The organism is Streptomyces sp. NPDC001858 (genome assembly GCF_053594615.1).
Window position 1 is genome coordinate 425,896 of sequence record NZ_JBSFEV010000004.1, and the last position, 14,200, is coordinate 440,095.

Sequence of the window (14,200 nt, forward strand, 5' to 3'; positions counted from 1 at the left end):
CTAGAGGAGTTTGCGCGCGGCCCTCCTCAGGTCGTACTCATGGATGATCGCCTTGGCGTGGCCGTACGCGAGGTTGTGCTCGGCGCGCAGCCAGCTGACCTTCTCCTCGAAGCGGAGAGCGGGGCCTTCGTCGACGGTGCGCAGCCAGTCGGCGACTTCACGACCGGTGCAGTGTGGGATACGGGCCAGTATGTTGCGGTGGGTCTCCTCGGAGAGGACATGGGACATCGGCGCCTCCGGTAGCAAAGGGGATATAAGCCGGTCCTTCAGGTCACGGTGCCTGAGTGTTCGCCTGTTGGCAACAGTCCCGGTGCGACGCGTAGTCTCGCGGCGTGGTTGATACGACGCCTCTCACCCAAGCCGTGGATCACTTCGCCGACCGGTTGCGGGCCGCTTCGCAGAGCCGGCTCCAGCGCGGCGGCGCGGCGGAGGCCCTGGAACTGGCCCGGGAGTTGGTCCGCCGGGCGCAGCGGATCGAGGACCCTGCGGCGGAGCCCCGGGAGATGCCGGACGCGGGCATGTTCGCCGCCGCGGACCAGATCACGGTCGCCGTGCACGACTTGGCCCTCGTGCTCACGGACGAGGGCCAGCTGAAGGAAGCTCTGGAGTTGGTGGCGCAGGCGCAGAAGCGTGCGGCGGTGTGACGCCCTGACCGCGGGCCGGGTGACCGCTACAGGCTCGCTATGACCCGGTCCGCCAGGATGTAGACGTTGTCCGTGCCGCACTGGAACGTCAGGGTGTAGGCGCCCGAGATGCCGGAGCCGCCCAGCAGGAACGGGGTCTCGCCGGCGGTGAGGGCGGCGGCCAGGCGGTCCGCCGTCTCGCGGTGGCCCGGGGTCATGCAGAGCGTGGTGCCGTCGGCGAAGACGTAGACGTCGAGGGTGCCGAGCGGGCCCGGGCGGACGTCGGTCAGTTCGATCTGCGCCGCGGCCAGTTCCTCGAGGGTGGCCACCGTGCGCTCGTGGTCGTTCACGACCGGTGACTGTACGGGGACGAAGTCCGGGTGCGACGGGTGGCGGCGGCGGGCCGCGGCGAGTTCCGGGGACTCCCCGGCGAACTCGTCTGCGTCCGCGCCCGGCTCGGCCACCGGCTCCAGGGGCTCCAGGCCCACGAAATCGGTCTGTCGGGGCAGGAACAGCTCGCTGTCCGGCAGGCCCAGCAGGGAGGGGGCGTCGGAGGCGTCACGGGCCTCCTGGGCGGCCCAGAAGGCGCGTGCCTCGGCGAGCTCCCGCTCCCGCTCCTCCGCGAGCGCCTCGGCGACCGCGGCGCGTATCTCAGCCGCGTCGGCCGTGGTGCGGGCGGCCGGGACGAAGCCGCGCAGTTCCGCGGCGGCGTCCTCGGCGCTCCTGGCGAGCTGGATGTGCAGGGCGGCGACCTGCCGGCGCAACTGCAAGAGGGTGCGCAGGACGGCGACGCCCACGGCGCCTGTGGCGGCCGTGGTGACCAGCAAGGCGATCGGCATGGCGCTCACTGACGTACTCCCGGTTCAAAGTCGACCCCCGACTTCCTACATCAGCTTGAAGGGTGGACTATCCAACTGTCAGTGCGTGACGTCACGAAACGGACAGGAACTTGGTCCTGTGGTCCGGTGCCGAAAGGCGCTGAGCTGTGTGAATCCCTCCGGGGAGGGAGATAGGTCACATCCTGGGGGAGATTGGATCACAGAACGGCCCGGAGTCCAGGGGCTTCTCGGACTCCGGGCCTGATCGTCACGACAGGTGCGGAAACGATTACGCAGAGGCCTCCTCCGGGGGTCTCTGCGCGGTCTCAGCTGAGGCGCTCGATGACCATCGCCATGCCCTGGCCGCCGCCGACGCACATCGTCTCCAGACCGAACTGCTTGTCGTGGAACTGGAGGGAATTGATCAGCGTGCCGGTGATCCGGGCGCCCGTCATGCCGAAGGGGTGGCCGACGGCGATGGCGCCGCCGTTCACGTTCAGCTTGTCCAGGTCGACGCCGAGGTCGCGGTAGGAGGGGATCACCTGCGCGGCGAACGCCTCGTTGATCTCGACCAGGTCGATGTCGTCGATGGTGAGGCCGGCCCGGCGCAGCGCCTGGTTGCTCGCGTCGACCGGGCCGAGGCCCATGATCTCGGGGGAGAGGCCGGAGACGCCGGTCGACACGATCCGGGCGAGCGGGGTCAGGCCGAGCTCGCGGGCCTTGGTGTCGCTCATGATGACGACCGCGGCGGCGCCGTCGTTCAGCGGGCAGCAGTTGCCGGCGGTGACGAGCCCGTCCGGGCGGAAGACCGGCTTCAGGCCCGCGACGCCCTCCATGGTGACGCCGGCGCGCGGGCCGTCGTCCTTGGAGACGACCGTGCCGTCGGGGGTCGTGACCGGGGTGATCTCGCGCTCCCAGAAGCCGTTCTTGATGGCTTCCTCGGCGAGGTTCTGGGAGCGGACGCCGAACTCGTCCATGTCCTGGCGGGTGATGCCCTTGGCGCGGGCCAGGTTCTCCGCGGTCTGGCCCATCGCGATGTACGGGTCGGGGACGAGCCCGTCCTCGCGCGGGTCGTGCCAGCTGGAGCCCTCCTGCGCGGCCGTGGCGGCGGTGCGGGCCTCGGCCTCGGCGAAGAGGGGGTTCCTGGTGTCCGGGAGGCCGTCCGAGCTGCCCTTGCCGAACCGGGAGACCATCTCGACGCCGGCCGAGATGAAGACGTCGCCCTCGCCGGCCTTGATGGCGTGCAGGGCCATGCGGGAGGTCTGCAGCGAGGAGGAACAGTAGCGGGTGATCGTGCAGCCCGGCAGGTGGTCCATGCCCATCTGCACGGCGACGATCCGGCCCAGGTTGTAGCCCTGCTCGCCGCCGGGCAGACCGCAGCCGAGCATCAGGTCGTCGATGTCCCTCGGGTCCAGCTCGGGGACCTTGGCGAGCGCGGCCTGGACGATGGTCGCGGTCAGGTCGTCCGGGCGGAGGTCCTTGAGGGAGCCCTTGCCGGCGCGGCCGATGGGCGAACGGGCGGTCGAAACGATGACTGCTTCGGGCATGACGGCTCCATTGGCGTGGGGTGCGGACGGACGAACGGACGAACGGACGGGCAGGGCTGTGTGGGAAGTTACCTGCACGTATGGGCTCGGTCACCGGTGTGGGGGTGTGATGCTGGCCGCACTTTCTAAGCGCTTGCTTTTGCCTTCGGCGGTTCGGCGGATGATGTGTGCGGGTGGGGGCGCCGACCCCTGGGGGCTGTGCCCCCAGACCCCCCTTCGGCCCTGAACGGGCCTCGTCCTCAAACGCCGGACGGGCTGGTGGGGGCTGGACGGGGCTTGTTGTCAAGCGCCGGACGGGCTGGTGGGGCTGGGCAGGGGGTGTTGTCACACGCCGGACGGGCTGGTGGGGCTGGAGGGGGTGGAAGGTGTCGGTTCTGCTTCTGGGACCCGCCGCCTGCGCCTGCGCTTCAGGAGGGCCCAGGGGCCCCTGGGGCCCGTCGGCATGGCTGCCGTGACCTCCGTGCCCGGTTCCGAGGCCGCCTCTGCCGCTGCTCGGGCCACCGGCAGGAAACCCTCGCGGCGGGAGACGTCCGGGCGCTCCTCCTCCGCCGGCCACAGGCCGAGGGCTGCGCAGACCGTGGGCAGGACGGCCATCGCCGCCGTCGCGTAGCCCTCCGCCGAGGGGTGGTAGTGGTCGGGGCCGAAGAGTTCGCGTGGGTTGGCCTCGAACTCGGGGCCCAGCAGGTCGCCCAGGGAGACCGTGCGGCCGCCCTGCTCGACCGTGCCGATGGTCTGGGCGGCCGCCAGCTGACGCGACGCCCGGCGGGCCAGCCAGCGCAGCGGCTGCTGGACCGGCTCGATCGTGCCCAGGTCGGGGCACGTGCCCACGACCACCTCCGCGCCGGCCGTGCGCAGCCGCCGTACCGCGCCCGACAGATGCCGGACCGAACGGGTGGCCGGCATCCGGTGCGTCACGTCGTTCGCGCCGATCATGATCACACAGACGTCGGGCACCTGTTCGGAGTCCCCGAGGACCAGCGCGACCTGCCGGTCGAGGTCGTCGGACTGCGCGCCGGGCAGCGCCACGTTGCGCAACTCCACCGGGCGTTCCGCGACCGCCGCCAGACCGGAGGCCAGCAGGGCCCCCGGCGTCTGCCCGGAGCGGTGCACGCCCTGGCCGGCCGCCGTGGAGTCGCCCAGCATCGTCAGCCGCAGGGGCTCCTTCCCGGGCCCGGGGGCGTCGTAGGCCAGGCCGTAGCGGCCGTCGGCCTGCGGGACGTGCGGATGCGCCCCGTTGTTGACCTGGCGGCGGGCCAGATGCACCTCCGCCACCACCAGCCCCACCACCGCCGCTCCGGCCAGCCCGATGCCGCCGCCGCCATAGGCCGCGCCGGCCGCGATGCGCCGGGCCACTCTCGCCCTCGACATGCTCGTCATGCCTCGACGCCACCTCCTCGTGTCCGTACACCCACTCCTTGCCCCGTACGGACCGTCGCCCAATCTCGACGAGGAGTGAACATGCGGCCCGCCGGTGACCTGCGCCGTACCCTGGCGTCACCAACTACGACCACTGTTTTTTGCAAGCAACCGGAGACCACGGTGCAATTCCACGACTCGATGATCAGCCTCGTCGGCAACACCCCGCTGGTGAAGCTCAACAGCGTGACCAAGGGCATCCAGGCCACCGTCCTGGCCAAGGTGGAGTACTTCAACCCGGGCGGTTCCGTGAAGGACCGCATCGCCCTGCGCATGATCGAGGCCGCGGAGAAGAGCGGGGAGCTCCGGCCCGGCGGCACGATCGTCGAGCCGACCAGCGGGAACACCGGGGTCGGGCTGGCCATCGTCGCGCAGCAGAAGGGGTACAAGTGCATCTTCGTGTGCCCCGACAAGGTGAGCACCGACAAGATCAACGTCCTGCGGGCCTACGGGGCCGAGGTCGTCGTCTGCCCGACCGCCGTGGATCCCGAGCACCCGGACTCCTACTACAACGTCTCCGACCGGCTGGTGCGCGAGACGCCCGACGCGTGGAAGCCCGACCAGTACTCCAACGCGAACAACCCGCTCTCCCACTACCACTCCACCGGCCCTGAGCTGTGGGAGCAGACGGACGGCCGGATCACCCACTTCGTGGCGGGCGTCGGCACCGGCGGCACCATCTCCGGGACCGGCCGGTATCTGAAGGACGCCAGCGAGGGCCGCGTCCAGGTCGTCGGCGCCGACCCCGAGGGGTCCGTCTACTCCGGCGGCTCCGGGCGGCCGTACCTCGTCGAGGGCGTCGGTGAGGACTTCTGGCCGACCGCCTACGACCGGACCGTCGCCGACGAGATCGTCGCCGTGTCCGACAAGGACTCCTTCCAGATGACCCGCCGGCTGGCCAAGGAGGAGGGCCTGCTCGTCGGCGGTTCGTGCGGCATGGCCGTCGTCGCCGCCCTGCGCGTCGCCGAGCGGCTCGGCCCGGACGACGTCGTGGTCGTCCTGCTGCCGGACAGCGGCCGCGGCTACCTGAGCAAGATCTTCAACGACGAGTGGATGGCCGACTACGGCTTCCTCGAGGACGAGGGGCCGAGCGCGCGCGTCGCCGACGTGCTGAACGACAAGGCGCACGGCGCCATGCCGTCCCTCGTCCATATGCACCCGGACGAGACCGTCGGCGAGGCCATCGAGGTGCTGCGCGAGTACGGCGTCTCGCAGATGCCGATCGTGAAGCCGGGCGCCGGGCACCCGGACGTCATGGCCGCCGAAGTCGTCGGGTCGGTCGTGGAGCGGGAGTTGCTGGACGCGCTGTTCACCCAGCGGGCCTCGCTCTCCGACCCGCTGGAGAAGCACATGTCCGCCCCGCTGCCGCAGGTCGGCTCCGGTGAGCCGGTCGGCGACCTGATGTCGGTGCTCGGCGCCGCGGACGCGGCGATCGTCCTCGTCGAGGGCAAGCCCACCGGGGTCGTCAGCCGGCAGGATCTGCTGGCCTTCCTGGCCAAGGGCGGGAAGTGACCTGTCCGGACCGCAGGTCGTAACTCCCGGGAAACTCCCGGTGAATGGGCTCCGCGGGCGCTGAACTTCCGTTTGCCCACCGAATGGACGGACTTCGCGGAAGTGGTACGAGGGCGTCACGTCCGCGCAGCACTCGCTTAACAAGCGTCCGGCATATTTGTGGGTGTCGGAAGGGGCGGGAGCGGCTCCCCGCCCCACCCGGCAACCGAACGGCGTCACGGACCTCCGGAGCGGCTCCCGGACCTTCCACAGACGCCTCGGACGCGAAGGCCCGGCCTGACCCGGCTCGCGTCCCTCGCGGGGACCGCCGTCGTCCCGCCCCCCGGTAACGGGGGTGCGGCGGTCCCCGCGCATAGCTCTGTTCGGCCCCGGACCAGGGCACGGGCCCGAAATGTCAGTGGTGGGTGCGACCATGACGGTATGGCTCTGCCCCGACCCGATGATCTGACCTCGCTCGTGCTGCGCACCGAATTCGGCGACGACGCGGCCTGGTTCGCGCTGCGCGACGCGGTCGAGGCCCTCGACGGGGGGCCGCACGCCACCTGGGCCGACGATCCCCGGTTCGACGGTGTGCCCTTCCAGTGGCTCGTCCCGGCGCTCATGCAGGAGGACGGCCTCGCCGACGAGGACGAACAGCTCACCCACCTGTTCATCGCCGACGCCCTCGCCCTGACCGGCTCCGAGCACCTGCTGCTGGCCCTCGACCTCTCCAGCGAGCCCGGACGGACGTTCCGGATACCGATGGCCGCGTTCCCGGAGATCTCCGCGAACCTGTGCCGTGCCGCGGTGGACTTCGAGGACTACGCCGACTACGTCGACGCGTCGGGCACGTTCCGTGGGCCCGGGGGCGGGTTGGGCCCGACCGCCCGGCCGGGCAAGCCGTTCCGCCGTCTGCGAAGCCGGCTCGGGGGCCGGTTCCGGGGCGTGGGCCGGTAGGTTCGGGTCGCCGGGGGTCAGTCCTCCCAGGTGTCGTCCTTCGCGGACCGGGTTCGGCGGCCGAACAGGCCGGGGTGGCTGCGGGCGGCCTGTACGGCGTTGACGCCTACGATGCCCGCCCACGAGACCAGCAGCCCAGGCAGATGCGCGGTGCCCGCGCCGATCGCGGACAGCGGGACCGCCAGCACCAGCGAGACGATGCCGAAGCCGAAGCGCTCGCCCCAGGAGTCGGTGGGCCGCGGCGAGCGCGCGCCCCGGGCCGCGACCATCTGCTGCTCCGCGAACTGCCGCCGCACACGGCGCTCCACCGCGGCGTCGATGCGCTGGTCGACCTTCTCCAGGAACGAGTCCACCAGCGCGGACTCGTACTCCTCGCCCAGTTCCCTGCGGGTCTGCAGGGTGGCGTCGAGTTCCTTCTTCAGGTCTGCGTCCTGCGCGTCCATGGTGGTCTCCCATCCCGTCATGGACACCACGGTAGGCAGCGGCCGCGCTCCCCGCACTGGGGATAGCCCCCGTCTGCGGCCTCGGGTTCGCCGGGGAGGCGGCCGCGGCGGACGCTCAGCCGGCGGTCACTTCTTCGCCAGGCCGTGCTGCTTGGCGTAGGCGTTGGCGACGTCCTCCGGGTCCTTCTTGTCCTTGTCGACCTGCCGGTTCAGCTCGGTGAGCTGGGCGGTGGTGAGCAGGTTGCCGAGCCTGGCGAGGGCCTTGCGGACGGTGGAGTCGGCCCGGCGGTCGGCGATGAGCGGAACGATGTGCTGACCCGGGATCAGGTTCTTGGGGTCGGCGAGCACCACCCAGTCGTTGGCCACGATGTCGGTGTCCGTGGTGAAGAGGTTCGCCACGTCGACGTCGCCCTTCTTCAGGGCGCCCTTGACCAGCGGACCGGAGGAGTCGAGGGACTTGAACTCCTTGAACTCCACGCCGTAGACGTCCTTGAGGCCCACCGCGCCGACCTGGCGGGTCTTCACCTCGGGCGCCGCGCCGATCACCAGCTTGCCGTTCTGTTTCCGGAGGTCGGCGAGCGAGGTCAGGCCGTACTTCTTCGCGGTCTCCTTGGTGACGACGAAGGCGTCCGAGTCCTCGGCCATGCCGTACGGCAGCACCTGGAGGCCGGCCGGGAGGGCGACGGCGAGGGCGTTCTGCATCTCGCCCTCCTCCGTGGCCGTCGCCTTCGGGGCGAGGTAGTGCAGCAGGGCGCCCTGGTACTCGGGCAGCAGGTCGATGTCGCCGCCCTTGAGCGCGGGGATGAGGATCTCGCGGGTGCCGAGGTTGGGGCGGACCTTCACCTTCACACCGGCCGCCTCCAGGACGGCGGCGTAGAGGTAGCCCAGCACCTGGTTCTCGGTGAAGTTGGCGGTGCCGATGGTGACCCCGTCCTTGCTGGAGCCGCCGCCGCCGGAGGCAGTGCCCTCGCTGTCGAGGGAGGTGATGCCGCCCGAGCAGGCGGTCAGGGCGGGGACGGTCGCGGCCGCGAACAGGCCGCCGAGGATCGTGCGTCGGTTCATGTCGGGGGTTCCCTAGGCGGTCTGGGCGGGGCGGTGCCGGAACAGGAGGCGCTGGAACGCGCTCAGCAGGAGGTCCAGGGCGATGGCGACGACCGCGACGAGCACCGCGCCGCCGAGCACCTGGACGAGGTCGCGCTGGGCGAGACCGTCGAAGACGTAGCGGCCGAGGCCGCCGAAGGAGACGTACGCGGCGATCGTGGCGGTGGCGACGACCTGGATGAGGGCCAGCCGCAGGCCGGTCATGATCAGCGGGAGGGCCAGCGGCAGTTCCACGTGGAACAGGACCTGGTGGGCGCGCATGCCCTGGCCGCGCGCCGCGTCCTTGACGTCCGGGTCGACGGCCGTCATGCCGGCGTAGGTGTTGGTCACGATCGACGGGACCGCGAGGGCGACGAGTGCGACGTAGACCGGCAGCATGGACAGTCCGCCGGCCAGGAAGACCAGGACGACGAGGCCGACGGTCGGCAGCGCGCGGCCGAAGGAGGCCAGGTTGATCGCGAGGAACGCGCCGCGGCCGGTGTGTCCGATCAGCAGGCCGAGCGGGAGGCCGATCGCGGCCGCGATGAGGGTGGCCAGCAGCGAGTACTGGAGGTGCTCGGCGAGCCGGTGCGCGATGCCGTCCGAGCCGGACCAGGAGGAGCCGGTGGTGAGCCAGCTGCCGAGGTTCTTGAACAGTTCGTACATCAGGCTCGCCGCCTCTTCCACGGGGTGAGGAGGTACTGGACGCCGACCAGGGCCGCGTCCGCGACGACCGCGAGGAGGATCGTCAGGACCACGCCCGCGATCACCGGCGTCGGGAAGTTGCGCTGGAAGCCGTCGGTGAAGAGCTGGCCGAGGCCGCCGTCGCCGATGTAGGTGGCGACGGAGACCAGGGAGATCGACATGACCGTCGCGATGCGCACGCCCGCCATGATCACGGGGAGCGCGAGCGGGAACTCGACGGTGAGGAGCGTGCGCAGGGGGCGCGTGCCCATCGCCTTGGCCGCCTCCTTGGTCTTCGCGGGCACCGAGTCGAGGCCCTCGACCGTGTTCCGCAGCAGCACGACCAGCGTGTAGACGGTCAGGCCGATCACGGTGGTGGTGCGGGTCAGACCGCTGACCGGCAGCAGGAGCACGAAGATCGCGATCGACGGGATCGTGAACAGGACGTTCGACAGGCCGAGCAGGAAGCCGCGCAGCGGGCGGACCCGGTGGGCGAGAACCGCGAGCGGCAGGCTGATCAGCAGACCGAGGAGGACGGCGGTCAGCGCGGCCTGGAGGTGGGAGATCGTGAGGGTGGTCAGATCGTCGGTATGGCTGGATATCCAGGACCAGTCGATGGTCATGCGGCCACCACCCGTGCCTCGGCGTGGGCCTGACCCGCGTGGGTGTGGATGTCGTCGCGGGAGGTGACGCCGGTCAGGACGCCGTCGGCGTCGACGCGGGCCACCAGGCCGGTGGGGGAGGCCACCGACTCGTTGAGCGCCGCGAGCAGGGAGTCGCCGTCGCGCAGCGGCCGGACGGGGATGTCGCCGTCCTTCGAGGTCCAGCGCAGCGGCTTGCGGGCCTCGTCGAGCGCGAGGGTCCAGGGGCCGCCCTCGGGAGCCTGGCCCTGGGGGACGTCGGCGAGGGTGGTCAGCGAGAGCAGCTTGAGGCCGCGCTCGGCGCCGAGGAAGTCGGCGACGAAGTCGTCGGCGGGGCGGGCGAGCAGCTCGGCGGGCGAGGCGCACTGGACCAGGTGGCCGCCGGTGCGGAACACGGCGATCTGGTCGCCGAGCCGGACGGCCTCGTCGATGTCGTGCGTGACGAAGACGATGGTCTTGCTCAACTCCTTCTGGAGCCTGAGCAGTTCGTCCTGGAGCTGGGTGCGCACCACGGGGTCGACGGCGCCGAACGGCTCGTCCATGAGCAGCACCGGCGGGTCGGCGGCGAGCGCGCGGGCCACCCCGACGCGCTGCTGCTGGCCGCCGGAGAGCTGGTGCGGGTAGCGGCTGCCGGACTCGGCGGACAGGCCGACCGTCTCCAGCAGCTCGGCCGCGCGGGCGCGCGCCTTGCGCCGGCCGTGGCCCAGCAGCAGCGGCACGGTGGCGATGTTGTCGAGCACCGTGCGGTGCGGGAAGAGTCCCGCCTGCTGGATGACGTAGCCGATGGAGCGGCGCAGCTCGGCCGCGTCCTGCTGGAGGACGTCCTTGCCGCCGACCTTGATGGTTCCGGAGGTCGGGTCGACCATCCGGTTGATCATTCGCAGGGTGGTGGTCTTGCCGCAACCGGAGGAACCGACCAGGACGGTCACGCCGCCCTCCGGCATCCGGAGGGAGAGATCATGGACTGCTGTCGTGCCGTTGGGGAAGCGCTTGTGGACCGCGTCGAACTGGATCATGAGTTGTCCCTTGCCCGGCTGTATAACGTCATGCAGAGTTCTCCGTAGATGAATAACTTGTCAACGGTTCGTTGTTAATCCGACGTAACGGATGACCGTCAGGCAAGATCAAGTGTCCGGATTGAGGGGAGTTTGCGGGCTTATGTCGTCTCGGATGGTGGACACTCCTTCTGGGGTAGGCCTCGGTCTTGTCGTCCTCGACGGGATCGCTCTCGGCGTCGCGGACGTCGCGCGCCTCGCCGACGGGACCGCCCGACCGGTCCCCGGCACCGACGCGACCAAGCGGATGACCGAGACCTGGGACGCCGCCCGCCAGATCGCCGCCACCGGCCGCGTCTACGGCCGCTCCACCGGCGTCGGCGCCAACCGGAACGAGGACGTGCCCACCGAGGCCGCCGCCGAACACGGGCTGCGCCTGCTGCGCAGCCACGCCGGCGCCATCGGCGAGGAACTGCCCGCCCGGCAGGTCCGCGCGATGCTCGCCATCCGCGCCAACCAGCTGCTGGCCGGCGGCGCGGGACTGCGGCCCAGCGTGGTCACGGCGCTGTGCGAGGCGCTGGAGAACGGGGCCCATCCGGTCGTCAACGAGTTCGGCTCGGTCGGCACCGGCGACCTCGCGGCCCTCGCACAGGTCGGACTCGCCCTCGTCGGCGAGCACCCCTGGCGCGGCGCCGGCGCCCCGGAGCCCCAGCCCCTCGACAACAACGACGCCCTCGCGCTCATCAGCAGCAACGCCCTCACCCTCGGCCAGGCCGCCCTCGCCCTGCACGAACTGCGCGGACTCATCGAGGCCACCCAGGTCGTCGGCGCGCTGTCGCTCCTCGCCGTGGACGGCTCGCACGAGGCGTACGCCGCCCCCGTGCACGCCGCCCGCCCGCACCGCGGCTCCAGCGAGGTCGCCCGCCGCATGCGGGAGCTGATCGGCGCCGAGGACCGGCCCACCCCGCCGCTCGGCCGGATCCAGGACCCCTACGGCTTCCGCTGCCTGCCCCAGATCCACGGCCCCGCGCACGACGCCGCCGACGCCCTGGAGGAGGTGATCGCCATCGAGATCAACGCGGCCGCCGAGAACCCGCTCATCTGCCCCGAGGACATGGCCGCCTACCACCACGGCGGCTTCTACCAGGCCCAACTCGCCCTCGCCCTGGACCACTTCAGGCTCGCCCTGACCCAGGTGGCGCGGCTGTCCACCTCGCGCCTGTCCACCCTCAACGAACCTGCCTACACCCGGCTGCGCCCCTTCCTCGCCGACCCCGAGCCCGCCTCCTCCGGCGTGATGATCCTGGAGTACGCCGCCGCGGCCGCCCTCGGTGACCTGCGCGCCTTCTCCGCGCCCGCCTCCCTCGGCCACGCTGTACTCTCCCGGGGCGTCGAGGAACAGGCCAGCTTCGCCTCGCTCGCCGCCCGGCAGACACTGCGCGCCTGCGCCGCGTACCGTCTCGTCGTCGGCTGCGAACTCGTCGCCGCCGTACGGGCGCTGCGCCAGCGCGAGCTGCGACCCGAGCCGGGACTCCCGGCCGGGCAGGCGTGGGAACTGGCCGAAGCGGTGCTCGACGCGGAACAGGCCGACCGGCCGCTCACCGCCGACGTGAGCGCGGCGGCCGCACTGCTGGACCGGTTCACGGAGATCTGGAGGGGGAGCGGGGCATGAGCGCGGAGACGGGGACGGAGACGGGGACGGGGACGGAGACGGCCGCCGACCGGGGCGAGGGCGCGCCGGGTTCGGCAGCGGAGGGTTCCGCCTTGGAGGATTCCGCCGTGGAGGGTTCGGTCGTCGCGGACAGTCCCGCCGCCCGGCTGCAGGCGCTCTTCGAAGGGCACCGGCTGACGCCCACCCAGCGGCGCATCGCGCACAGCATGGTGCGGAGCGCCGCCGACGTGCCGTTCCTGTCCAGCGTGGAGCTCGCCGAGCTCGCCGGGGTCAGCCAGCCCTCGGTGACCCGCTTCGCGGTCGCCCTCGGCTTCGACGGCTACCCCGCCCTGCGCAGGCATCTGCGGGAGGTCGCCCCCGCCGAACACGCCGCCGACTCGGCCTCCTACAACGAGTACCAGCAGGCCGTCGAGGCCGAGATCGAGAACCTCAGGCACCTCGCCGAGCTGCTCGCCGACCCCCGGCCGCTGCACCGCGCGGGCCGGATGCTGGCGGCCTCGCGTCCGCTGCCCGTCCTCGGACTGCGCGCCGCCGCCTCCCAGGCCTACGGCTTCGCCTACTTCGCCGCCAAGGTCCATCCGGACGTCCGGCTGCTGAACGAGGGCGGCACGATGATCCAGGACCGGATCGACGCCGCCGTCCGCGCCGGCGCCACCGCCCTGCTCTGCTTCGCGCTGCCCCGGCACCCGCGCGAGGTCGTCGACACCCTCACCTACGCCCGACAGGCCGGGCTCGCCGTGGTGACGGTCGCCGACTCGGCGTTCGCGCCGGTCGCCAAGGTCTCCGACCTGCTGCTGCCGGCCGCCGTCGGCACCGGACTCGCCTTCGACACGGCCTGCGCGCCGATGCTCCTCGGACGGGTGCTGCTGGAGGCGATGTGCGACGACCTGCCCGACGCCCAGGCCCGGCTGGAGGAGTTCGACGCACGGGCGGCGGCACGGGGACTGTTCGTGGAGTAGGCCCGTGGCGCGAAGGGCTCGGCGGGCGGCGGGCCGGACTTTTTGCCGCGCACTCTCAGACTCGTCTCACGTTCGCTCACTAGTCTGAACGGTCAGGAAACTTGTGCCGGACTGATCAGGAGGCGGACGTGGCACGCGGAGGGCAGGGGCTGGCTCGGGTGGCCGTCGTCGTACGGGCCGGGGCCGCGCCGTGGTGGTGGTGCGGGGTGTTCGCGGCGGGGGTCGGTGTCCTGGTGCCCGGCCTCACGGGACGACGGATCGGAGTGCTGGCCGGGGCCGCGCTGTTCATCGTGGCCGGCGCGGTGGCGGCGGTACGCGGTCGCCGTCGGCTCAGGGAACTCGGCCGGGGCGCCGCCCGGGCGGGCAAGCACGATGTGCTCCAGGACCGGGCGGTGACCGTCCGCGCCTGGCGGCGCGGCCATCGCTGGTGGCTGCTGCTTGCCTTCGTGGTCGCGCTGGGCAGCTCCTTCGCGGTGCCCGCGGCCGTCGGCCTGCTGCTCGCCGGCTGGGGGACCGGGCTGCGGCTCAAGGCCGCCTGGCTCGGCCGGCGCGAGCGGGAGGACGAGGCGCTGCTGTGGGTGCGCGTCGACTGGCTCGACCGGCGCGGCGGACGTCCGGCCGGGAAGGCCGTCAAGGCCTACCGCAGCACCGGCATCGCGGCGGGCGACGCGGCCCCGGGCGGGGCCCGCCGCCGCACCGCGGCGCTGGTCTGAGCGGGTCGAGGGAAGTCGGCTGCGGTTCCGCGGCGCCCTGAAGGGGCGCGCGGAACTGTGCGGCCGGCCGCGATGGGCCGCAGCGACACGGCGGCCCCGCGCGGCGCATACACCCGGGGGCGCCGTCACAGATAGGGGGTTAGGAAGAGGGGCGGGGTTGG

The 14,200-nt window shown here is 71.9% G+C and carries 15 protein-coding genes; 6 read left to right on the forward strand and 9 right to left on the reverse strand.

Annotation, left to right across the window (positions count from 1 at the left end; all coding sequences use genetic code 11):
- Entirely contained in the window at positions 1 to 228 is a 228-nt protein-coding gene (locus ACWCPF_RS08585) for a DUF4287 domain-containing protein (protein ID WP_020128488.1), read from the reverse strand.
- A 104-nt stretch (positions 229 to 332) separates the two neighbouring features.
- On the opposite strand from ACWCPF_RS08585, the gene ACWCPF_RS08590 reads away from it, so the two are divergent.
- A complete protein-coding gene (locus ACWCPF_RS08590) occupies positions 333 to 644 on the forward strand; it encodes a hypothetical protein (RefSeq protein WP_451044211.1) in 312 nt (103 codons plus the stop codon).
- Between the two features lie 26 nt (positions 645 to 670).
- Here the strand turns inward: ACWCPF_RS08590 and ACWCPF_RS08595 are convergent, their stop codons facing one another.
- The 3 genes from ACWCPF_RS08595 to ACWCPF_RS08605 all read right to left on the reverse strand — a co-directional run bounded on the left by ACWCPF_RS08595 (position 671) and on the right by ACWCPF_RS08605 (position 4,365).
- Positions 671 to 1,471, reverse strand: coding sequence for a hypothetical protein (locus ACWCPF_RS08595; protein ID WP_451044212.1), 801 nt, complete (start codon positions 1,469 to 1,471; stop codon positions 671 to 673).
- 296 nt (positions 1,472 to 1,767) lie between these two features.
- Positions 1,768 to 2,988 carry an acetyl-CoA C-acetyltransferase gene (locus tag ACWCPF_RS08600; protein WP_451044213.1) on the reverse strand — a complete coding sequence of 407 codons (1,221 nt, stop codon included), beginning with the start codon at positions 2,986 to 2,988 and terminating at the stop codon, positions 1,768 to 1,770.
- Positions 2,989 to 3,312: 324 nt separating this feature from the next.
- Entirely contained in the window at positions 3,313 to 4,365 is a 1,053-nt protein-coding gene (locus ACWCPF_RS08605) for an SGNH/GDSL hydrolase family protein (protein WP_451044214.1), read from the reverse strand.
- Between the two features lie 162 nt (positions 4,366 to 4,527).
- Here ACWCPF_RS08605 and ACWCPF_RS08610 point away from each other — a divergent pair, with 162 nt between their 5' ends.
- Positions 4,528 to 5,916, forward strand: coding sequence for a cystathionine beta-synthase (locus ACWCPF_RS08610; RefSeq protein ID WP_451044215.1), 1,389 nt, complete (start codon positions 4,528 to 4,530; stop codon positions 5,914 to 5,916).
- A gap of 420 nt (positions 5,917 to 6,336) precedes the next feature.
- Complete coding sequence (locus ACWCPF_RS08615) at positions 6,337 to 6,852, forward strand: DUF6924 domain-containing protein (protein ID WP_451044216.1); 516 nt, start codon at positions 6,337 to 6,339, stop codon at positions 6,850 to 6,852.
- A gap of 17 nt (positions 6,853 to 6,869) precedes the next feature.
- On the opposite strand, the gene ACWCPF_RS08620 is transcribed toward ACWCPF_RS08615, so the two are convergent.
- From ACWCPF_RS08620 to ACWCPF_RS08640, 5 genes are all read right to left on the reverse strand, one after another.
- Positions 6,870 to 7,295: a hypothetical protein gene (locus tag ACWCPF_RS08620; protein ID WP_451044246.1), complete on the reverse strand. Its 426-nt coding sequence runs from the start codon at positions 7,293 to 7,295 to the stop codon at positions 6,870 to 6,872.
- 126 nt (positions 7,296 to 7,421) lie between these two features.
- A complete protein-coding gene (locus ACWCPF_RS08625; RefSeq protein WP_451044217.1) occupies positions 7,422 to 8,357 on the reverse strand; it encodes an ABC transporter substrate-binding protein in 936 nt (311 codons plus the stop codon).
- Between the two features lie 12 nt (positions 8,358 to 8,369).
- Positions 8,370 to 9,041, reverse strand: a complete 672-nt coding sequence (locus tag ACWCPF_RS08630) for an ABC transporter permease (protein WP_451044247.1) — start codon at positions 9,039 to 9,041, stop codon at positions 8,370 to 8,372.
- Positions 9,041 to 9,682 (reverse strand): ABC transporter permease, encoded by a 642-nt coding sequence (locus ACWCPF_RS08635; RefSeq protein WP_451044218.1) that lies wholly within the window; start codon positions 9,680 to 9,682, stop codon positions 9,041 to 9,043. Before ACWCPF_RS08635 ends, ACWCPF_RS08630 begins: the two co-directional genes overlap by 1 nt.
- The gene (locus ACWCPF_RS08640; protein ID WP_451044219.1) at positions 9,679 to 10,716 is read right to left on the reverse strand and encodes an ABC transporter ATP-binding protein; all 1,038 of its coding nucleotides are present in this window, start codon (positions 10,714 to 10,716) and stop codon (positions 9,679 to 9,681) included. Before ACWCPF_RS08640 ends, ACWCPF_RS08635 begins: the two co-directional genes overlap by 4 nt.
- Positions 10,717 to 10,858: 142 nt before the next feature.
- Here ACWCPF_RS08640 and ACWCPF_RS08645 point away from each other — a divergent pair, with 142 nt between their 5' ends.
- From ACWCPF_RS08645 to ACWCPF_RS08655, 3 genes are all read left to right on the forward strand, one after another.
- Positions 10,859 to 12,367, forward strand: coding sequence for an aromatic amino acid ammonia-lyase (locus ACWCPF_RS08645; RefSeq protein WP_451044220.1), 1,509 nt, complete (start codon positions 10,859 to 10,861; stop codon positions 12,365 to 12,367).
- Positions 12,364 to 13,326, forward strand: coding sequence for a MurR/RpiR family transcriptional regulator (locus ACWCPF_RS08650; RefSeq protein ID WP_451044221.1), 963 nt, complete (start codon positions 12,364 to 12,366; stop codon positions 13,324 to 13,326). Before ACWCPF_RS08645 ends, ACWCPF_RS08650 begins: the two co-directional genes overlap by 4 nt.
- Before the next feature lie 128 nt (positions 13,327 to 13,454).
- Positions 13,455 to 14,039, forward strand: coding sequence for a hypothetical protein (locus tag ACWCPF_RS08655; RefSeq protein ID WP_451044222.1), 585 nt, complete (start codon positions 13,455 to 13,457; stop codon positions 14,037 to 14,039).
- Positions 14,040 to 14,200 lie beyond the last annotated feature (161 nt).